At 65.6% G+C, this 17,049-nt stretch carries 28 protein-coding genes; 25 read left to right on the top strand and 3 right to left on the bottom strand.

The window, feature by feature from the left end:
* The first annotated feature begins 82 nt into the window (after positions 1–82).
* The 16 genes from G5B31_RS06150 to G5B31_RS06075 all read left to right on the top strand — a co-directional run bounded on the left by G5B31_RS06150 (position 83) and on the right by G5B31_RS06075 (position 11,883).
* On the top strand, positions 83–928 hold the full coding sequence (locus tag G5B31_RS06150; RefSeq protein ID WP_240904303.1) for a DMT family transporter: 846 nt from the start codon (positions 83–85) through the stop codon (positions 926–928).
* 280 nt (positions 929–1,208) lie between these two features.
* Positions 1,209–1,580 carry a 30S ribosomal protein S12 gene (gene rpsL, locus G5B31_RS06145; protein WP_165014620.1) on the top strand — a complete coding sequence of 124 codons (372 nt, stop codon included), beginning with the start codon at positions 1,209–1,211 and terminating at the stop codon, positions 1,578–1,580.
* An 11-nt stretch (positions 1,581–1,591) separates the two neighbouring features.
* A complete protein-coding gene (rpsG, locus tag G5B31_RS06140) occupies positions 1,592–2,062 on the top strand; it encodes a 30S ribosomal protein S7 (RefSeq protein ID WP_165014614.1) in 471 nt (156 codons plus the stop codon).
* Between the two features lie 9 nt (positions 2,063–2,071).
* The gene (gene fusA / locus G5B31_RS06135; protein ID WP_165014611.1) at positions 2,072–4,189 is read left to right on the top strand and encodes an elongation factor G; all 2,118 of its coding nucleotides are present in this window, start codon (positions 2,072–2,074) and stop codon (positions 4,187–4,189) included.
* An 86-nt stretch (positions 4,190–4,275) separates the two neighbouring features.
* Entirely contained in the window at positions 4,276–5,451 is a 1,176-nt protein-coding gene (tuf, locus tag G5B31_RS06130) for an elongation factor Tu (protein ID WP_165014608.1), read from the top strand.
* Between the two features lie 70 nt (positions 5,452–5,521).
* Positions 5,522–5,830: a 30S ribosomal protein S10 gene (gene rpsJ / locus G5B31_RS06125; RefSeq protein WP_023666234.1), complete on the top strand. Its 309-nt coding sequence runs from the start codon at positions 5,522–5,524 to the stop codon at positions 5,828–5,830.
* Positions 5,831–5,842: 12 nt separating this feature from the next.
* A complete protein-coding gene (gene rplC / locus G5B31_RS06120) occupies positions 5,843–6,568 on the top strand; it encodes a 50S ribosomal protein L3 (protein WP_165014605.1) in 726 nt (241 codons plus the stop codon).
* Entirely contained in the window at positions 6,565–7,185 is a 621-nt protein-coding gene (gene rplD / locus G5B31_RS06115) for a 50S ribosomal protein L4 (RefSeq protein WP_165014602.1), read from the top strand. The genes rplC and rplD overlap by 4 nt, the downstream gene beginning before the upstream one ends.
* Complete coding sequence (locus G5B31_RS06110) at positions 7,182–7,478, top strand: 50S ribosomal protein L23 (protein WP_165014599.1); 297 nt, start codon at positions 7,182–7,184, stop codon at positions 7,476–7,478. The genes rplD and G5B31_RS06110 overlap by 4 nt, the downstream gene beginning before the upstream one ends.
* Positions 7,479–7,638: 160 nt before the next feature.
* Positions 7,639–8,478: a 50S ribosomal protein L2 gene (rplB, locus tag G5B31_RS06105; protein WP_165014595.1), complete on the top strand. Its 840-nt coding sequence runs from the start codon at positions 7,639–7,641 to the stop codon at positions 8,476–8,478.
* A 3-nt stretch (positions 8,479–8,481) separates the two neighbouring features.
* Positions 8,482–8,760, top strand: coding sequence for a 30S ribosomal protein S19 (gene rpsS / locus G5B31_RS06100; protein WP_165014592.1), 279 nt, complete (start codon positions 8,482–8,484; stop codon positions 8,758–8,760).
* A 3-nt stretch (positions 8,761–8,763) separates the two neighbouring features.
* The gene (rplV, locus tag G5B31_RS06095; protein WP_165014589.1) at positions 8,764–9,144 is read left to right on the top strand and encodes a 50S ribosomal protein L22; all 381 of its coding nucleotides are present in this window, start codon (positions 8,764–8,766) and stop codon (positions 9,142–9,144) included.
* Positions 9,144–9,860, top strand: coding sequence for a 30S ribosomal protein S3 (gene rpsC, locus G5B31_RS06090; protein WP_165014586.1), 717 nt, complete (start codon positions 9,144–9,146; stop codon positions 9,858–9,860). The genes rplV and rpsC overlap by 1 nt, the downstream gene beginning before the upstream one ends.
* A gap of 13 nt (positions 9,861–9,873) precedes the next feature.
* On the top strand, positions 9,874–10,287 hold the full coding sequence (rplP, locus tag G5B31_RS06085; RefSeq protein WP_165014583.1) for a 50S ribosomal protein L16: 414 nt from the start codon (positions 9,874–9,876) through the stop codon (positions 10,285–10,287).
* A gap of 151 nt (positions 10,288–10,438) precedes the next feature.
* Positions 10,439–10,918 carry a VOC family protein gene (locus tag G5B31_RS06080; protein WP_165014580.1) on the top strand — a complete coding sequence of 160 codons (480 nt, stop codon included), beginning with the start codon at positions 10,439–10,441 and terminating at the stop codon, positions 10,916–10,918.
* Between the two features lie 341 nt (positions 10,919–11,259).
* Complete coding sequence (locus G5B31_RS06075; RefSeq protein ID WP_165014577.1) at positions 11,260–11,883, top strand: TIGR02466 family protein; 624 nt, start codon at positions 11,260–11,262, stop codon at positions 11,881–11,883.
* Here G5B31_RS06075 and G5B31_RS06070 read toward each other — a convergent pair.
* From G5B31_RS06070 to G5B31_RS06060, 3 genes are all read right to left on the bottom strand, one after another.
* Positions 11,880–12,197, bottom strand: a complete 318-nt coding sequence (locus G5B31_RS06070) for a type II toxin-antitoxin system RelE/ParE family toxin (protein ID WP_165014574.1) — start codon at positions 12,195–12,197, stop codon at positions 11,880–11,882. The two genes, G5B31_RS06075 and G5B31_RS06070, sit on opposite strands and share 4 nt — an antisense overlap.
* Positions 12,197–12,436: a type II toxin-antitoxin system ParD family antitoxin gene (locus G5B31_RS06065; protein WP_165014571.1), complete on the bottom strand. Its 240-nt coding sequence runs from the start codon at positions 12,434–12,436 to the stop codon at positions 12,197–12,199. Before G5B31_RS06065 ends, G5B31_RS06070 begins: the two co-directional genes overlap by 1 nt.
* 98 nt (positions 12,437–12,534) lie before the next feature.
* Complete coding sequence (locus G5B31_RS06060; RefSeq protein ID WP_165014568.1) at positions 12,535–13,236, bottom strand: peptidoglycan-binding protein; 702 nt, start codon at positions 13,234–13,236, stop codon at positions 12,535–12,537.
* Positions 13,237–13,533: 297 nt separating this feature from the next.
* On the opposite strand from G5B31_RS06060, the gene rpmC reads away from it, so the two are divergent.
* The 9 genes from rpmC to rplR all read left to right on the top strand — a co-directional run bounded on the left by rpmC (position 13,534) and on the right by rplR (position 16,942).
* A complete protein-coding gene (gene rpmC, locus G5B31_RS06055; RefSeq protein WP_165014565.1) occupies positions 13,534–13,734 on the top strand; it encodes a 50S ribosomal protein L29 in 201 nt (66 codons plus the stop codon).
* A 12-nt stretch (positions 13,735–13,746) separates the two neighbouring features.
* Positions 13,747–13,980: a 30S ribosomal protein S17 gene (rpsQ, locus tag G5B31_RS06050; RefSeq protein ID WP_165014562.1), complete on the top strand. Its 234-nt coding sequence runs from the start codon at positions 13,747–13,749 to the stop codon at positions 13,978–13,980.
* Between the two features lie 75 nt (positions 13,981–14,055).
* Positions 14,056–14,424 carry a 50S ribosomal protein L14 gene (gene rplN, locus G5B31_RS06045; RefSeq protein ID WP_013066055.1) on the top strand — a complete coding sequence of 123 codons (369 nt, stop codon included), beginning with the start codon at positions 14,056–14,058 and terminating at the stop codon, positions 14,422–14,424.
* Between the two features lies 1 nt (position 14,425).
* On the top strand, positions 14,426–14,731 hold the full coding sequence (gene rplX, locus G5B31_RS06040) for a 50S ribosomal protein L24 (protein WP_165014559.1): 306 nt from the start codon (positions 14,426–14,428) through the stop codon (positions 14,729–14,731).
* Positions 14,731–15,288 (top strand): 50S ribosomal protein L5, encoded by a 558-nt coding sequence (rplE, locus tag G5B31_RS06035; protein WP_165014557.1) that lies wholly within the window; start codon positions 14,731–14,733, stop codon positions 15,286–15,288. The genes rplX and rplE overlap by 1 nt, the downstream gene beginning before the upstream one ends.
* A gap of 18 nt (positions 15,289–15,306) precedes the next feature.
* The gene (gene rpsN / locus G5B31_RS06030; protein WP_165014554.1) at positions 15,307–15,612 is read left to right on the top strand and encodes a 30S ribosomal protein S14; all 306 of its coding nucleotides are present in this window, start codon (positions 15,307–15,309) and stop codon (positions 15,610–15,612) included.
* 13 nt (positions 15,613–15,625) lie between these two features.
* The gene (gene rpsH, locus G5B31_RS06025) at positions 15,626–16,024 is read left to right on the top strand and encodes a 30S ribosomal protein S8 (RefSeq protein ID WP_205911808.1); all 399 of its coding nucleotides are present in this window, start codon (positions 15,626–15,628) and stop codon (positions 16,022–16,024) included.
* Positions 16,025–16,034: 10 nt separating this feature from the next.
* Positions 16,035–16,568: a 50S ribosomal protein L6 gene (gene rplF, locus G5B31_RS06020; protein ID WP_165014551.1), complete on the top strand. Its 534-nt coding sequence runs from the start codon at positions 16,035–16,037 to the stop codon at positions 16,566–16,568.
* A gap of 14 nt (positions 16,569–16,582) precedes the next feature.
* Positions 16,583–16,942: a 50S ribosomal protein L18 gene (gene rplR, locus G5B31_RS06015; RefSeq protein WP_165014548.1), complete on the top strand. Its 360-nt coding sequence runs from the start codon at positions 16,583–16,585 to the stop codon at positions 16,940–16,942.
* The last annotated feature ends 107 nt before the right edge of the window (positions 16,943–17,049 follow it).

Here is a 17,049-nt window from a genome sequence, read left to right as displayed (position 1 = left end):
TGATAGCCAAGGGCCGAGGGAAGGGGAAATCCAGGTGCCGGTATCCGAGAATTTGCGGGGCATCCTTTTCATGTGCCTGTCGATGGCGGCTTTCACCATCAACGACACCTTCATGAAGGATGTGACCCGGACGCTGCCGCTCTATCAGGCCATCGCGCTGCGCGGGGTGATCTCGGTCGCGGGCCTCGGCCTGCTGGCCTGGGCGACGGGGGCCTTCCGCTACCGGCTGCCGCGCAAGGACGGCTGGCTGATCCTGTTGCGGTCGCTGGCCGACGTGGTCTCGACGCTGTTGTTCCTGACCGCGCTCCTGCACATGCCGCTGGCGAACCTGTCGGCGATCCTGCAGGTGCTGCCGCTGGCGGTGACGCTGGCCGCGGCACTGGTCTACGGCGACAAGATCGGCTGGCGGCGGATGACGGCGATCCTGGTCGGCTTCGCCGGGGTGATGATGATCATCCGGCCGGGGACCGAGGGCTTCGACCGCTATGCCCTGCTGGGGCTGGCCTCGGTGGCCTTCGTGGTGGTGCGCGACCTGTCGGTGCGGCCGTTGCAGGGACAGGTGCCCTCGGCGCTGGTGGCCCTGGGTGCGGCGGTGGCGGTGGCGGTGATGGGCTGGATCGGCACCGCGGCCGAGGGCTGGCAGCCGATGACCGGCCCGGACGGCGGCAAGGTCCTCGGCGCGGGGCTGTTCCTGATCGTCGGCTACCTGAGTTCGGTCACCGCGATGCGGCATGGCGACATCGGGCTGGTGGCGCCGTTCCGCTATACGTCTCTGCTATGGGCGATCGTGCTGGGCTATGCGATCTTCGGCAACCTGCCGGACGGCTGGACGCTGCTCGGCGCCACCATCGTGGTGGGGGCGGGGATCTTCACGCTGATGCGGGAACGCGCGCTGCGGCGGAGGACGGTTTCTGCGCGGAAATCTTGACGGCGCCGGCGGAGGCCGCGCCCCCGGACCCGCAGTTGACAACCCCTGCGACTCCCCCTATAGCCCGCCTCACCTTGGGCAGGGAGGATTCCTTTTTCCGGGGTCAGAGCGCTTGAAGTGGTCATGATCCGGGCTTCCCGCCCCGATCCTCTGGAAGTCCACCGCGTCACCGTCCGTTGGGCGGTGGGGGCGGTGTTCGTGTTTTGCGATTCGCGCAAGGCATGGTCGAGAAGCGGCGCACCACAAGGCATGGGTGCGAGTATCGAAACGAGGAACGTGAATGCCGACGATTCAACAGCTGATCCGGAAGCCCCGGGAAGCGAACGTGCGGAAGTCCAAGTCGCAGCACCTGGAATCCTGCCCGCAGAAGCGCGGGGTCTGCACCCGCGTCTACACCACCACCCCGAAGAAGCCGAACTCGGCCATGCGGAAAGTCGCCAAGGTGCGGCTGACCAACGGCTTCGAGGTGATCAGCTACATCCCCGGCGAGAAGCACAACCTGCAGGAACACAGCGTCGTGCTGATCCGCGGCGGCCGGGTGAAAGACCTTCCGGGTGTGCGTTACCACATCCTGCGCGGCGTTCTGGATACCCAGGGCGTCAAAGACCGTCGTCAGCGCCGCTCGAAATACGGCGCCAAGCGTCCGAAGTGAGGTAACAGCAGATGTCCCGTCGTCACGCCGCAGAGAAGCGCGAAATTCTCCCGGACGCCAAGTATGGCGACCGCGTCCTGACCAAGTTCATGAACAACCTGATGCTCGACGGCAAGAAATCCGTCGCCGAGTCGATCGTCTACGGCGCGCTGACCCGCGTCGAGAGCCGCCTGAAGCGCGCCCCGATCGAGGCTTTCCACGAAGCCCTCGACAACGTGAAGCCCTCGGTCGAGGTGCGCAGCCGCCGCGTCGGCGGTGCGACCTACCAGGTTCCGGTCGAAGTCCGCACCGAGCGCCGCGAGGCGCTGGCGATCCGCTGGCTGATCACCGCCGCCCGCAAGCGCAACGAGAACACCATGGAAGAGCGCCTGGCCGCCGAACTGGCCGACGCGGTGAACAACCGCGGCACCGCGGTGAAGAAGCGCGAAGACACCCACAAGATGGCGGACGCGAACAAGGCGTTCAGCCATTACCGCTGGTAAGAGGACAACATGGCACGCGAATATCCGCTGAACCTCTACCGCAACTTCGGGATCATGGCCCACATCGACGCGGGCAAGACCACCACGACCGAGCGGATCCTGTTCTACACCGGCAAGAACCACAAGATGGGCGAGACGCATGACGGCGCCTCGACCATGGACTGGATGGAGCAGGAGCAGGAGCGGGGCATCACCATCACCTCGGCCGCGACCACGACGTTCTGGGAAAAGACCTACGACGGCAAGGAACCGACCTCGAAGAAGCACCGCTTCAACATCATCGACACCCCCGGCCACGTCGACTTCACCATCGAGGTCGAACGCTCGCTGGCGGTGCTCGACGGCGCGGTCTGCCTTCTGGACGGCAATGCCGGCGTGGAGCCGCAGACGGAAACCGTCTGGCGTCAGGCCGACCGCTACAAGGTGCCGCGCATCGTCTTCGTCAACAAGATGGACAAGATCGGCGCCGACTTCCAGAAGTGCCTGGACATGATCAAGGATCGCACCGGCGCCACCACGGCCCCGATCGCTTTCCCGATCGGCGCCGAGGACAAGCTGGAAGGCATCGTCGACCTGGTGACCATGGAAGAATGGGTCTGGGAAGGCGATGACGTCGGCGCGACCTGGGTCCACCGTCCGATCCGCGACGGCCTGAAGGACGAGGCTGCCACCCGCCGCTCCACCCTGGTGGAACTGGCGGTCGAGCAGGACGACGCCGCGATGGAAGCCTATCTGGAGGGCAAGGAGCCCAGCCAGGACGAGCTGCGCGCGCTGATCCGCAAGGGCACGCTGGCGATGGCCTTCGTTCCGGTCCTGGGCGGTTCCGCCTTCAAGAACAAGGGCGTGCAGGCGCTGCTCAACGCGGTGGTGGACTATCTGCCCTCGCCGCTGGACATCCCGCCCTACGTCGGCTTCGCCCCCGGCGACGAGACCGAGACCCGCAACATCGAGCGCAAGCCCGATGACGCGGAGCCCTTCTCGGCGCTGGCGTTCAAGATCATGAACGACCCCTTCGTCGGCTCGCTGACCTTCACCCGCATCTATTCGGGCGTCCTGAAGAAGGGCGACCAGATGATGAACTCGACCAAGGGCAAGCGCGAGCGCGTCGGCCGGATGATGATGATGCACGCCATCCAGCGTGAGGAAATCGAAGAAGCCTTCGCGGGCGACATCATCGCGCTGGCGGGTCTGAAGGAAACCACCACCGGGGATACGCTCTGCGATCCGTCCAAGCCGGTGGTGCTGGAAACCATGACCTTCCCCGAGCCGGTGATCGAGATCGCGGTGGAGCCGAAGTCGAAGGCCGACCAGGAGAAGATGGGCATCGCCCTCGCTCGCCTGGCCGCCGAGGACCCGTCCTTCCGCGTCGAGACCAACTTCGAATCCGGCCAGACCATCATGAAGGGCATGGGCGAACTTCACCTCGACATCCTCGTCGACCGCATGCGGCGCGAGTTCAAGGTCGAGGCGAACATCGGCGCCCCGCAGGTGGCCTATCGGGAAACCATCAGCCAGCCGCACGAGATCGACTACACCCACAAGAAGCAGACCGGCGGCACGGGCCAGTTCGCCCGCGTCAAGCTGCAGATCTCCCCGACGGAACCGGGCGAAGGCTATTCCTTCGAATCGAAGATCGTCGGCGGCGCGGTGCCGAAGGAATACATCCCCGGCGTCGAGAAGGGCATCAAGTCGGTCATGGACTCCGGTCCGCTGGCGGGCTTCCCGGTGATCGACTTCAAGGTGGCGCTGGTCGACGGGGCCTTCCACGATGTCGACTCCTCGGTCCTGGCCTTCGAGATCGCCACCCGGGCAGCCATGCGCGAGGGCCTGAAGAAAGCCGGCGCGAAGCTGCTGGAACCGATCATGAAGGTCGAGGTGGTGACGCCCGAGGAATACACCGGCGGCGTGATCGGCGACCTGACCTCGCGTCGGGGCATGGTCACCGGGCAGGACAGCCGCGGCAACGCCAACGTCATCAACTCGATGGTGCCGCTGGCCAACATGTTCGGCTACATCAACACCCTGCGTTCGATGACGAGCGGTAGGGCGGTGTTCACGATGCAGTTCGACCATTACGACGCCGTGCCGGACAACATCTCGCAAGAGATCCAGAAGAAATACGCATGACGGTGCGGCGGGGTGAACCCCGCCCTACCACCCCGTAGGCCGGGGGTCCCCCGGCATCACCGACAACCGAACGAGGAGTTGCCCCCATGGCAAAGGCAAAGTTTGAACGGACGAAACCGCACGTCAACATCGGCACGATTGGCCACGTTGACCACGGGAAGACGACGCTGACGGCGGCGATCACGAAGTATTTCGGCGAGTTCAAGGCGTATGACCAGATCGACGGCGCGCCGGAAGAGCGGGCCCGCGGGATCACGATCTCGACGGCGCACGTGGAATACGAGACCGAGAACCGCCACTACGCCCATGTCGACTGCCCCGGCCACGCCGACTACGTGAAGAACATGATCACGGGTGCGGCGCAGATGGACGGCGCGATCCTGGTGGTGGCCTCCTCGGACGGCCCGATGCCGCAGACGCGCGAGCACATCCTGCTGGGCCGCCAGGTGGGCATCCCCTACATGGTGGTCTACATGAACAAGGTGGACCTGGTCGACGACCCGGAACTGCTTGAGCTGGTCGAGATGGAAGTGCGCGAGCTGCTGTCGTCCTACGACTACCCGGGCGACGACATCCCGATCATCAAGGGCTCGGCCCACCAGGCGCTGATCGGCGAGCGCAAGGACATCGGGGAAGACTCGGTGCGGGCGCTCTTGAAGGCGGTGGACGAGTATATCCCGACCCCGGCGCGTGCGGTCGACCAGCCGTTCCTGATGCCGATCGAGGACGTGTTCTCGATCTCGGGCCGCGGCACGGTTGTGACCGGCCGGGTCGAGCGCGGCGTGATCAACGTCGGCGACGAGGTGGAGATCGTGGGCATCCGCGACACCAAGAAGTCGGTCTGCACCGGCGTCGAGATGTTCCGCAAGCTGCTGGACCGCGGCGAGGCGGGCGACAACATCGGCGCGCTGCTGCGCGGCGTGGACCGTGACGGGGTGGAGCGCGGGCAGGTGCTGTGCAAGCCCGGCTCGGTGAAGCCGCACACCAAGTTCGAGGCCGAGGCCTATATCCTGACCAAGGAAGAGGGCGGCCGCCACACGCCGTTCTTCGCCAACTACCGTCCGCAGTTCTACTTCCGCACGACGGACGTGACGGGCACCGTGCAGCTGCCGGAAGGCACCGAGATGGTGATGCCGGGCGACAACCTGAAGTTCGAGGTGGAGCTGATCGCGCCGATCGCGATGGAAGAGAAGCTGCGCTTCGCCATCCGCGAAGGCGGCAGGACCGTCGGCGCGGGCGTGGTGTCCAAGATCATCGCCTGAGACTGAACCGGCAGGGTGCGCGGGTCCGCGCGCCCTGTCCTTTTGAAGAACCCCGAAGGAAACCAACACGATGCAAGGCCAGACCATCCGCATCAGGCTGAAAGCCTTCGATTACCGCGTCCTGGATGCCTCGACGCAGGAAATCGTCAACACCGCCAAGCGGACCGGCGCGCAGGTGCGCGGCCCGATCCCGCTGCCGAACAAGATCGAGAAGTTCACCGTTCTCCGCGGTCCGCACATCGACAAGAAGTCGCGCGACCAGTGGGAAATCCGGACGCACAAGCGTCTTCTCGACATCGTCGATCCGACCCCGCAGACCGTGGACGCGCTGATGAAGCTCGACCTGGCCGCCGGCGTCGACGTCGAAATCAAAGTGTAAGGAGCGGGAAAGATGCGCTCTGGAGTCATCGCAAGGAAGCTGGGCATGACCCGGCTGTTCATGGAAGACGGGAAGCAGGTTCCCGTCACCGTCCTGCAACTGGACGGGCTGCAGGTCGTGGCGCAGCGCACCGCCGAGAAGGATGGCTACACCGCCGTCCAGCTGGGCGCGGGCGCGGCCAAGGCCAAACGCACCACCGCGGCGCAGCGCGGTCACTTCGCCAAGGCGAACGTGGCGCCGAAGCGCAAGCTGGCCGAGTTCCGGGTCACCCCGGACTGCCTGATCGACGTGGGCGCCGAGATCACCGCCGACCACTATCTGGCGGGCCAGTTCGTCGATATCGCCGGCACCTCCATCGGTAAAGGCTTCGCCGGCGGCATGAAGCGGCACAACTTCGGCGGTCTGCGGGCCTCGCACGGCGTGTCGGTCTCGCACCGCTCGCACGGCTCGACCGGCCAGTGCCAGGACCCCGGCAAGGTGTTCAAGGGCAAGAAGATGGCCGGCCACATGGGCTCGGTCCGCGTGACCACGCAGAACCTGCAGGTCGTGCGCACCGATTCCGACCGCGGGCTGATCATGGTCAAGGGCTCGGTCCCCGGTGCTGCCGGCGGCTGGGTCACGATCAAGGATGCGGTGAAGAAGCCGGAAGCCAAGGACGCGCCGCGTCCGGCCGCGATCCGCGCTGCCGCCGCTGCTGCTCCGGCCGCCGAAGTGGCTGCCGAAGGGGGTGAAGCATGAAACTCGATGTGATCAAGCTGGACGGCAAGAAGGCCGGCTCCATCGATCTGGACGAGGCGCTGTTCGGCCTGGAGCCGCGCGCCGACATCCTGCACCGCGTGGTGCGCTGGCAGCGGGCCAAGGCCCAGGCCGGCACCCATTCGGTGCTGGGCAAGTCGGACGTCAGCTACTCGACCAAGAAGATCTATCGCCAGAAGGGCACCGGCGGCGCACGCCACGGCTCCAAGAAGGCGCCGATCTTCCGTCACGGCGGCGTCTACAAGGGGCCGACGCCCCGCAGCCACGCCCATGACCTGCCGAAGAAGTTCCGCGCCCTCGGCCTGCGCCACGCGCTGAGCGCCAAGGCCAAGGCCGGCGAGCTGGTGATCGTCGACACGATCGCGCTGGCGGAAGCCAAGACCGCGCAGCTGGCCAGGACCGCGAAGGAACTGGGCTGGAAGCGCGTGCTGGTGATCGACGGCGCGACGGTGGACGCGAACTTCGCGCTGGCCGCCCGCAACGTCGAAGGCATCGACGTGCTGCCGACCATCGGCGCCAACGTCTATGACATCCTGAAGCGTGACATCTTGGTGATCACCAAGGCGGGTGTCGAAGCCCTGGAGGCCCGACTGAAATGACTGCGAAACCCGAGCATTACGACCTGATCAAGAAGCCGGTGATCACCGAGAAGGCCACCATGGCCTCGGAAGCCGGCGCCGTGGTCTTCGAGGTCGCCATGGACGCCACCAAGCCGCAGATCAAGGCGGCGGTGGAGGGCGTCTTCGGCGTCAAGGTGAAGGCGGTGAACACCACCATCACCAAGGGCAAGGCGAAGCGCTTCCGCGGCCGCGCGGGCGAGCGCAGCGACAAGAAGAAGGCCTATGTGACCCTCGAAGAGGGAAACACCATCGACGTTTCGACCGGCCTCTGATAGAAGCCGCGCGAATCTGGCGGCCCCGGCACTCCGGGGCCGTCTGGTTTTACCCCGGATGCGGATTTTCGACGAAAATCCGGGCCCGGGTTCCACCGGGGAGCTTCGGCGCCCTATACCCCGGACCTCATGGTCCTGAAGCAAACGGAAGACAGTAATCATGGCACTCAAGTCGTATAAGCCGACGACGCCTGGCCAGCGCGGGCTGGTTCTGATCGACCGTTCGGAGCTGTGGAAAGGCCGGCCTGTCAAAGCCCTCACCGAGGGTTTGCAGAGCCATGGCGGCCGCAACAACACCGGACGGATCACCATGCGCCACCAAGGCGGCGGGGCCAAGCGCCTCTACCGCGTGGTGGACTTCAAGCGCCGCAAGTGGGACCTGCCCGCGACTGTGGAACGGATCGAATACGACCCGAACCGCACCGCGTTCATCGCGCTCGTGAAATACAATGACGGCGAGCTGGCCTATATCCTGGCGCCGCAGCGCCTGGCCGTGGGCGACAGTGTCGTCGCCGGCGCCAAGGTCGACGTGAAGCCCGGCAACGCCATGCCCTTCTCGGGGATGCCGATCGGGACCATCGTCCACAACGTCGAGCTGAAGCCCGGCAAGGGCGGCCAGCTGGCGCGCGCCGCCGGCACCTATGCCCAGTTCGTCGGCCGTGACGGCTCCTACGCGCAGATCCGGCTGTCCTCGGGCGAGCTGCGTCTGGTCCGTCAGGAATGCATGGCGACCATCGGCGCGGTGTCGAACCCCGACAACTCGAACCAGAACTTCGGCAAGGCGGGCCGGATGCGCTACAAGGGCATCCGCCCGACGGTGCGCGGCGTCGCCATGAACCCGATCGACCACCCGCACGGCGGCGGCGAAGGCCGCACCTCGGGCGGCCGTCACCCGGTTACCCCGTGGGGCAAGGGCACCAAAGGGAACCGCACCCGCACGAACAAGACCACCGACAAGATGATTGTCCGGTCGCGTCACGCCAAGAAGAAAGGGCGCTGATCCATGTCCCGTTCCGTATGGAAAGGCCCGTTCGTCGACGGCTATGTCCTGAAAAAGGCAGAGACCGCGCGCGCTTCGGGCAAGAACGAAGTGATCAAGATCTGGTCGCGCCGTTCCACCATCCTGCCGCAGTTCGTCGGCCTCACCTTCGGGGTCTACAACGGCAAGAAACACGTCCCGGTCGCCGTGACCGAAGAGATGATCGGCCAGAAGTTCGGTGAATATTCGCCGACGCGGACCTACTACGGTCACGCCGCCGACAAGAAAGCCAAGAGGAAGTAAGCCATGGGTGCGGAAAAGAACCCCCGCCGCGTGGCGGACAACGAGGCGATGGCCGTGGCGCGGATGCTGCGCACCTCGCCGCAGAAGCTGAACCTGGTCGCGGGCCTGATCCGCGGCAAGAAGGTGGAAAAGGCCCTCAGCGACCTGACCTTCTCCAAGCGCCGCATCGCCGGCGAGGTGAAGAAGTGCCTGCAGTCGGCCATCGCCAATGCCGAGAACAACCACGGTCTTGACGTGGACAGCCTCGTGGTGGCGGAAGCCTGGGTCGGCAAGAACCTGGTGATGAAGCGCGGCCGTCCGCGGGCGCGCGGCCGGTTCGGCAAGATCATGAAGCCGTTCAGCGAGATCACCATCAAGGTTCGTCAGACCGGGGAGTCGGCATAATGGGTCAGAAGGTCAATCCGATCGGTATGCGTCTCCAGGTCAACCGCACCTGGGACAGCCGCTGGTTCGCCGAATCGAAGGACTACGGCAACCTCCTGCTGGAAGACCTGCGGATGCGCGAGTTCATCCACAAGGAAGCCAAGCAGGCCGGCGTCAGCCGCGTGATCATCGAGCGCCCGCACAAGAAGTGCCGGGTGACGATCCACACCGCCCGCCCGGGCGTGATCATCGGCAAGAAGGGCGCCGACATCGAGACGCTGCGCAAGAAGCTTGCCGCGTTCACGAAGTCGGAACTGCACCTCAACATCGTCGAGGTGCGCAAGCCCGAGATCGACGCCCAACTGGTGGCCGAGTCCATCGCCCAGCAGATGGAGCGCCGCGTCTCCTTCCGTCGCGCCATGAAGCGCGGCGTGCAGAACGCGATGCGGATGGGTGCCCTGGGTATCCGGGTGAACGTCGGCGGCCGCCTCGGCGGCGCGGAAATCGCCCGGACCGAATGGTATCGCGAAGGCCGCGTGCCGCTGCATACCCTGCGGGCCGACATCGACTATGCGCTGTCGGAAGCCGAAACCCCCTATGGGATCATCGGCGTGAAGGTCTGGATCTTCAAGGGCGAGATCCTTGAGCATGATCCGCAGGCGCATGACCGTCGTCTGGCGGAAGCTGCGGACGGCCCCGCGCCACGCGGCCCCCGCCGCGACCGCGAGCGCGCGTAAGGAGTAGAGGACAATGCTGCAACCGAAGCGCACCAAGTATCGCAAGATGCACAAGGGCCGCATCCATGGCGAGGCCAAGGGCGGTTTCCTTCTCAACTTCGGCTCCTTCGCCCTGAAGGCGACCGAGCCCGAGCGCGTCACCGCACGGCAGATCGAGGCGGCCCGCCGCGCGATCACCCGCCACATGAAGCGTCAGGGCCGGGTCTGGATCCGCATCTTCCCGGACGTTCCGGTCTCGACCAAGCCGGTCGAGGTGCGGATGGGCTCGGGCAAGGGCTCGGTCGATTTCTGGGCCGCCCGCGTCCAGCCCGGCCGGATCATGTTCGAGATCGACGGCGTCAGCGAGGAGATCGCGCGCGAGGCGCTGCGTCTCGGCGCGATGAAGCTGCCGGTCACGACCCGGATCGTGGCGAAGGAAGACTGGTAAGTCCGGCGGGGTAATCCCCGCCCTGCAAGGCCCCCGCCGGAGACGGCGGGGGCCTTTGCTTTTCCGGGCGCCCCGATTTCCGGGAACCGGCAGGGCCGGGTCATGTTACCCTCGCGGCAGGGCGCGAGGGGAAAACCGGAAAGGAAAAGCCATGAGCATCGCCAAGAACACCATCTGCCTCTGGTTCGACCGGGAGGCCGAGGCCGCCGCCCGCTTCTATGCCGAGACCTTCCCCGACAGCCGCGTCACCGGGGTGCATGTCGCCCCGGACGACTACCCGTCCGGCAAGAAGGGCGACGTGCTGACGGTGGATTTCATCGTCGCCGGCATCCCCTGCATGGGGCTGAACGGCGGGCCGGTGTTTCCGCAGAGCGAGGCCTTCTCGTTCCAGATCATGACCGAGGATCAGGAGGAGACCGACCGCTACTGGAACGCCATCGTCGGCAACGGCGGCAAGGAAAGCGACTGCGGCTGGTGCAAGGACCGCTGGGGCCTGTCCTGGCAGATCACCCCGCGCACCCTGACCGAGGCGATGGCCGCCGGCGGCGAGGAGGCGCGCCGCGCCTTCGCCGCGATGATGACGATGCAGAAGATCGACGTGGCGAAGATCGACGCGGCCCGCAGGGGGTAGGAGAGGGCGGAGTCGGTTCTGGAAAGCCCAAGGCTTGGCCGGGCGGGAGAAGGCGAGGCATTGCCTCGCCCCCGCCCGTGCGTGGCGGATCACCCGGAAACGCTGGCAGCCCTGAACCGCGAGAGGCCAGCGCCCGACCCGGCGGGCGAGAAGCGCCCGCCGAGGGCGGGGCGGGCGCTGGCCGGGTGCTTTGGGCACCCGGCCGGTCTGGTTGAAATGGTGCGCCTTGGCGAAGGCGATGGCCTTCGCCAGGACAGCGAGCAGGAGATTCCCGGCCGCAAGGGCCTTCCCGTCCGCGCCCGGCGCTGCTAGGGCAGGGCATCCAGCGGAAGGATGCTCCCATGGCCGAGATCGCCTCGCTTTTCGTCACCCGCCTTTACCGCGCCAAACTCAACGGGCTGGCGCGGAAGAAGGTGGATTACGAAGACCTCCGTGCCTCCTGCGAGATGATCGCCGAGGAGGACGAGGCCGGGCAGGCCTGGTGCGAAGAGCATGGCTATCCCGGCTATACCTCCTATTCCTCGCTGGCCGACCTGACTTGGCGGTCGCCGGTCTTCGCCGATCTGGAGAAGGCCATCGACAAGCATGTCGCCACCTTCTGCGAGGAACTGGCCTTCGACCTGCAGGGGCGGAAGCTGAAATGCAATGCGCTGTGGATCAACATCCTGCCCGAGGGCGGCACCCATTCCAGCCACATCCACCCGCATTCGGTGATCTCCGGCACCACCTATGTGGCGATGCCCGAGGGCACCTCGGCGCTGAAGCTGGAAGACCCGCGCCATGCGATGATGATGCACGCGCCCCTGCGCCGGAAGGACGCGCCGCAAGAGCTGCGGCCCTTCGTCTATGTCACGCCGGAGGTGGGCGAGGTGCTGCTGTGGGAAAGCTGGCTGCGGCACGAAGTGCCGATGAACATGGCCGAGGAGGACCGGATCAGCGTCAGCTTCAACTACGGCTGGGCTTAGTCTTCCAGGTCCTCGGTGAACGAAAGCGCGTCGAGGTTGCGGCGCTGGTGAACGATCCGCAGGATCACAACCGCGCCGCCCGCATGGCGGATCGGGTTGAAGAAGATGACGTGTTGGTCATGGGCCAAGGACCTCATGCCCTTGTTCAGAGCATCCCGCGGGCGGCCGCATCGGCCATCCCTGGCAATACGCTCGAAGGCGGCCGACAGGCCGGCGAAATAGCGCAGCCACTGATCCCGGCCCCAGGTTTCGACGGTGAACCTGCGAATGGCATCGAGGTCGCGCCGCGCCGCGCGGGTAAGCTTGGCGCGCATCAGCGAAAGGCGTCAGGCTCATAGGCGACTGGATCGAATTCTTCGTAGTCCCCTGCTTCGGCCTCGGCCAGAGCTTCCTCCAGCTCCGCCTTCAGCGCGAGGAAGGCGCGGGCGCGGTCCTTCTCCATCAGCTGGCGCATCCCGGCGCGCACCACTTCGGACAGGTTTGCATAGGCGCCGGATTCGATCTGGGCCTCGGCATATTCCTGCATCTGGCGGGTCAGGTGAACGTTCGGCATGGCGGCCCCATATGTCGGATCATGGCAGATACTGACATACCGGCGGGGAAAGGCAAAGCCGGAAAGCAGGCGGGGCGCGAAGCCCCGCCTTGGGCCGGTCAGAACCAGCCCTTGACCTTGCCCCAGACCGATTGCTTCGGCGCCGGAGCGGGCTTGGCCTTGGCCAGGGCCTCCACGGTCGCCTTCATCTCGGCCGCGACCTCTTCGGCCGACTTGGCCGCGGGCGCGGCGGCGGGTTTGCTGGCGGCGGCCAGCTTCTGCACCGTCTCCTTCATCTCGGCCGCGATCTGGTCGACCGACTTGCCCGCGGAAGAGGAAGATGCCGACACCACGGCATTGTCCTTCATCTCGGGCATGGCCTCGCTTTCGAAATGCTGCTCGTCGGCCTTCACGACGGCGGCCGCGACGGTGGCGGCGGTGAAGCCCGCGACGCCGGCCTTCGCCAGTGTCTCGGGTCCGGCGAGGCCGTCGACCTCGAGCCCGTTGCGGATCTGGAACTCGATCACCGCCTTCTCGGTCGCCGGGCCGAAGGCGCCGTCGGCTGCAATGCCGAGCGCTTCCTGCAGCTTTCTGACCTGCGCGCCCTTGAGGCCCCGGCGCAGCAGCACCAGCTCGGGCAGGCCGATGGCGGTGAAGGTGTCCGGCCCGGCGATGCCGTCCACGGCCAGGCCCTTGGACTTCTGGAACTCCTTCAGCGCCTTCTCGGTGCCGGGGCCGAAATCGCCGTCGGCGGCGACGCCCAGCTTCTCCTGCAGCCGCTTGACCGGCGCGCCCTTGAGGCCCTTCTTCAGAATGGACATGACATACTCCTTCCCATGATACAGGGGCCGGCGCTTGACGCGCCGGCCCGGCGATGCCAGAGCCTACAGGGCGGCCGAAATAATGCGCACGGGACAGATCGCCGGTCTTTCCCCCCTCGGCGGAAAGGCGCCGCCCCGGCCCCGGCGATTTCCCTTGCCCCCGCCCTGCTTCGCCTGTAGAGGGACGCATCCGCGATTCCGGGGCGACTCGGACTCGTCGGCTCGTCATTGATCCGCCAGGTCCTCGGTGACCCTGTTCCAGGGGCCGTCTGGCGATTGTGAAAGGAAGAAGGCGCAATGGACGCCAAGGAACTGAAGACCAAGACCCCCGACCAGCTGAAGGACAGCCTGGTCGCCCTGAAGAAGGAGGCGTTCAACCTGCGCTTCCAGAAGGCGACCAACCAGCTGGAGAACACCGCCCGGATGCGCGCCGTGCGCCGCGACGTGGCCCGCATCAAGACCGTGCTGGCCCAGAAGGCCGCCGAAGCGGCGAAGTAAGGGGACCCGACAATGCCGAAACGTATCCTGACGGGCACCGTCACCTCGGACAAGAACGAGCAGACGATCACCGTTCTCGTGGAACGCCGCTTCAAGCACCCGCTGCTGCAGAAGACCGTCCGCAAGTCGAAGAAATACCGCGCCCATGACGCGGAGAACAAGTTCAAGGTCGGCGATACCGTGCGTATCGAAGAATGCGCGCCGATCTCGAAAACCAAACGCTGGACGGTCGTGACCGAGGCGTAAGCCAAGGTCCGCCGTCTTCCGTCAATCGAAACCCTGGGGCCAGGAGAACGGTCCCCAAAGGTCGGGAGTAAACCAATGATCCAGATGCAGACGAATCTGGATGTAGCTGACAACTCCGGCGCACGCCGGGTGCAGTGCATCAAGGTTCTGGGCGGCTCGCACCGCCGCTATGCCTCGGTCGGCGACATCATCGTGGTGTCGGTGAAGGAGGCGATTCCGAAGGGCCGCGTGAAGAAGGGTGACGTCCGCAAGGCCGTCGTCGTGCGCACCGCCAAGGAAGTCCGCCGTGAAGACGGCACCGCCATCCGCTTCGACCGCAACGCCGCCGTCATCCTGAACAACCAGGGCGAGCCGGTGGGCACCCGTATCTTCGGGCCGGTCGTGCGCGAGCTGCGGGCGAAGAACTTCATGAAGATCATCTCGCTGGCGCCGGAGGTGCTGTGACATGGCTGCGAAGCTGAAGAAGGGCGACACCGTCGTCGTGCTGGCCGGCAAGGACAAGGGCAAGAAGGGTGAGATCACCCAGGTCATGCCCAAGGACAACAAGGCCGTCGTGGAAGGCGTGAACGTCGCCATCCGCCACACCAAGCAATCCGCCGCCTCGCAGGGCGGGCGCCTGGCCAAGGCCATGCCCATCGACCTGTCGAACCTGGCGCTGATGGACAAGGACGGCAAGGCCACCCGCGTCGGCTTCCGCATGGAAGGCGACAAGAAGGTGCGCTTCGCCAAGACCACCGGGGAGGTCCTCTGATGCTGGATCAAGCCACTTACACCCCGCGCCTGAAAGCCGCCTACCAGTCCAAGCTGCGCGCGGCGATGAAGGAAGAGTTCGGCTACAAGAACGACATGCAGATCCCGCGTCTGGACAAGATCGTCCTGAACATGGGCGTCGGCGAGGCGGTCAAGGACACCAAGAAGGTCAAGCAGGCCTCCGAGGAACTGGGCCAGATTGCCGGCCAGAAGGCCGTCATCACCAAGGCCAAGAAGTCGATCGCCGGCTTCCGGGTCCGGGAAGAGATGCCGCTCGGCTGCAAGGTCACGCTGCGCGGCGACCGGATGTATGAATTCCTCGACCGTCTGATCAACGTGGCGCTGCCGCGCGTCCGCGACTTCCGCGGCGTGAAGCCCTCGTTCGACGGCCGTGGCAACTTCGCCATGGGCCTCAAGGAACATATCGTCTTCACCGAGATCGACTTCGACAAGGTGGACGAGATCCTTGGCATGGACATCATCATCTGCACCACCGCGAAGACCGACGCGGAAGGCAAGGCGCTGTTGAAGCTGTTCAACATGCCCTTCAACGCCTGATCCCGAGGAACCTGACAAATGGCAAAGAAATCCATGGTGAACCGCGAGGTCAAGCGCGCCAAGCTGGTGAAGCAGCACGCCGCCAAGCGGGCCGCCCTCAAGGCGGTTGTCTACGACCAGTCGAAGCCGATCGAAGAGCGCTTCGCCGCGACTCTGAAACTGGCCGAGATGCCCCGCAACTCGTCGGCCGTGCGCGTGCACAACCGCTGCCAGCTGACGGGCCGTCCCCACGCTTACTACCGTAAGCTGAAACTGTCGCGGATCATGCTGCGCGAACTGGCCTCCTTCGGCCAGATCCCCGGCATGGTGAAGTCGAGCTGGTAAGGAGGACCGGAATATGTCTGTGAACGATCCTCTCGGCGATATGCTGACCCGCATCCGCAACGCGCAGATGCGCGGCAAGTCGGTGGTGGCCTCGCCCGCCTCGGCGCTGCGCGCCCGCGTTCTGGAAGTGCTGCTGTCGGAAGGCTACATCCGCGGCTACGAGAAGAAGCCCACGGCCAACGGCCAGGGCGAATTCGAGATCAGCCTGAAATACTACGAAGGCGAGCCGGTGATCCGCGAAGTCAAGCGCGTGTCGAAGCCGGGCCGCCGGGTGTATATGGGCGTCAAGGATATTCCCTCGGTCCGCAACGGCCTGGGTGTGTCCATCATCTCCACGCCGAAGGGCGTGATGTCGGATGCGAATGCACGCGCTGCCAATGTCGGCGGCGAAGTGCTTTGCACCGTGTTCTGAGGAGGGTTCCATGTCCCGTATCGGCAAGAAACCCGTGACCCTGGTGAAAGGCTCTTCCGCCTCGATCTCGGGCCAGACCATCGAGGTGAAGGGTCCGAAAGGCACCCGTTCCTTCACCGCTGGCGACGACGTGACCGTGACCATCGAGGGCGATGCCGTGAAGGTCGCCCCGCGTGGCCTGTCCAAGCGCGCCCGCGCCCAGTGGGGGATGACCCGCTCGATGATCCAGAACCTTGTGACCGGCGTCACCACCGGCTTCAAGAAAGAGATGGAAATCCAGGGCGTCGGCTACCGCGCGGCCATGCAGGGCAATGTCCTGAAGCTGTCGGTCGGCTATTCCCACGAAGTGAACTTCGAGGTTCCGAAGGGCGTGACCGTCGCGACCCCGAAGCCGACCGAGATCGTGGTGGAAGGCATCGACCAGCAGCTGGTCGGCCAGGTCGCCGCGAACATCCGCGAGTGGAAGCAGCCGGAGCCCTACAAGGGCAAGGGCATCCGCTACAAGGATGAGTATATCTTCCGCAAGGAAGGCAAGAAGAAGTAAGGGGCGCGAAAGAAATGGCGAACACCAAAAGAGAGCTGTTCCTCAAGCGCCGCCTGCGCGTGCGGAACAAGATCAAGGCCACGGCCCATGGCCGTCTGCGCCTGTCGGTCCACCGCTCGTCCAAGAACATCTCGGTCCAGCTGATCGACGATGTGAAGGGCGTGACCGTTGCCGCTGCCTCGTCGCTGGAGAAGGATCTCGGCGTCGTCGGCAAGAACAACGTCGAAGCGGCGGCCAAGATCGGCGCGGCGATTGCCGAGCGGGCGAAGAAGGCCGGGGTCGAGGAGTGCTACTTCGACCGCGGCGGCTTCCTCTTCCACGGCAAGATCAAGGCCCTGGCCGATGCGGCCCGCGAAGGCGGGCTGAAGTTCTGATCCTGCGGGCGGCGTCAGCGCCGCCCCGATGATCCGGGCCCCCGACCCGATCGGGGGCACCAGGATCGGCCCCAACGGCGCCAAGGCGGCGCCACCATGTGAAGGAT

Origin of the sequence: Rhodobacter sp. SGA-6-6 (assembly GCF_011043545.1) — a bacterium.
Classification (GTDB): Bacteria; Pseudomonadota; Alphaproteobacteria; order Rhodobacterales; family Rhodobacteraceae; genus Pseudogemmobacter.
The sequence above is the reverse complement of the archived record's forward strand: the minus strand, read 5'-3'. Positions and strand labels throughout refer to the sequence as shown.

Bases quoted from the DNA above. Each gene is read 5' to 3' on its own strand.
- G5B31_RS06150 (WP_240904303.1), top strand. From the start codon at position 83: ATGGCGGCTTTCACCATCAACGACACCTTCATGAAGGATGTGACCCGG.
- rpsL (WP_165014620.1), top strand. From the start codon at position 1,209: ATGCCGACGATTCAACAGCTGATCCGGAAGCCCCGGGAAGCGAACGTG.
- rpsG (WP_165014614.1), top strand. From the start codon at position 1,592: ATGTCCCGTCGTCACGCCGCAGAGAAGCGCGAAATTCTCCCGGACGCC.
- fusA (WP_165014611.1), top strand. From the start codon at position 2,072: ATGGCACGCGAATATCCGCTGAACCTCTACCGCAACTTCGGGATCATG.
- tuf (WP_165014608.1), top strand. From the start codon at position 4,276: ATGGCAAAGGCAAAGTTTGAACGGACGAAACCGCACGTCAACATCGGC.
- rpsJ (WP_023666234.1), top strand. From the start codon at position 5,522: ATGCAAGGCCAGACCATCCGCATCAGGCTGAAAGCCTTCGATTACCGC.
- rplC (WP_165014605.1), top strand. From the start codon at position 5,843: ATGCGCTCTGGAGTCATCGCAAGGAAGCTGGGCATGACCCGGCTGTTC.
- rplD (WP_165014602.1), top strand. From the start codon at position 6,565: ATGAAACTCGATGTGATCAAGCTGGACGGCAAGAAGGCCGGCTCCATC.
- G5B31_RS06110 (WP_165014599.1), top strand. From the start codon at position 7,182: ATGACTGCGAAACCCGAGCATTACGACCTGATCAAGAAGCCGGTGATC.
- rplB (WP_165014595.1), top strand. From the start codon at position 7,639: ATGGCACTCAAGTCGTATAAGCCGACGACGCCTGGCCAGCGCGGGCTG.
- rpsS (WP_165014592.1), top strand. From the start codon at position 8,482: ATGTCCCGTTCCGTATGGAAAGGCCCGTTCGTCGACGGCTATGTCCTG.
- rplV (WP_165014589.1), top strand. From the start codon at position 8,764: ATGGGTGCGGAAAAGAACCCCCGCCGCGTGGCGGACAACGAGGCGATG.
- rpsC (WP_165014586.1), top strand. From the start codon at position 9,144: ATGGGTCAGAAGGTCAATCCGATCGGTATGCGTCTCCAGGTCAACCGC.
- rplP (WP_165014583.1), top strand. From the start codon at position 9,874: ATGCTGCAACCGAAGCGCACCAAGTATCGCAAGATGCACAAGGGCCGC.
- G5B31_RS06080 (WP_165014580.1), top strand. From the start codon at position 10,439: ATGAGCATCGCCAAGAACACCATCTGCCTCTGGTTCGACCGGGAGGCC.
- G5B31_RS06075 (WP_165014577.1), top strand. From the start codon at position 11,260: ATGGCCGAGATCGCCTCGCTTTTCGTCACCCGCCTTTACCGCGCCAAA.
- G5B31_RS06070 (WP_165014574.1), bottom strand. From the start codon at position 12,197: ATGCGCGCCAAGCTTACCCGCGCGGCGCGGCGCGACCTCGATGCCATT.
- G5B31_RS06065 (WP_165014571.1), bottom strand. From the start codon at position 12,436: ATGCCGAACGTTCACCTGACCCGCCAGATGCAGGAATATGCCGAGGCC.
- G5B31_RS06060 (WP_165014568.1), bottom strand. From the start codon at position 13,236: ATGTCCATTCTGAAGAAGGGCCTCAAGGGCGCGCCGGTCAAGCGGCTG.
- rpmC (WP_165014565.1), top strand. From the start codon at position 13,534: ATGGACGCCAAGGAACTGAAGACCAAGACCCCCGACCAGCTGAAGGAC.
- rpsQ (WP_165014562.1), top strand. From the start codon at position 13,747: ATGCCGAAACGTATCCTGACGGGCACCGTCACCTCGGACAAGAACGAG.
- rplN (WP_013066055.1), top strand. From the start codon at position 14,056: ATGATCCAGATGCAGACGAATCTGGATGTAGCTGACAACTCCGGCGCA.
- rplX (WP_165014559.1), top strand. From the start codon at position 14,426: ATGGCTGCGAAGCTGAAGAAGGGCGACACCGTCGTCGTGCTGGCCGGC.
- rplE (WP_165014557.1), top strand. From the start codon at position 14,731: ATGCTGGATCAAGCCACTTACACCCCGCGCCTGAAAGCCGCCTACCAG.
- rpsN (WP_165014554.1), top strand. From the start codon at position 15,307: ATGGCAAAGAAATCCATGGTGAACCGCGAGGTCAAGCGCGCCAAGCTG.
- rpsH (WP_205911808.1), top strand. From the start codon at position 15,626: ATGTCTGTGAACGATCCTCTCGGCGATATGCTGACCCGCATCCGCAAC.
- rplF (WP_165014551.1), top strand. From the start codon at position 16,035: ATGTCCCGTATCGGCAAGAAACCCGTGACCCTGGTGAAAGGCTCTTCC.
- rplR (WP_165014548.1), top strand. From the start codon at position 16,583: ATGGCGAACACCAAAAGAGAGCTGTTCCTCAAGCGCCGCCTGCGCGTG.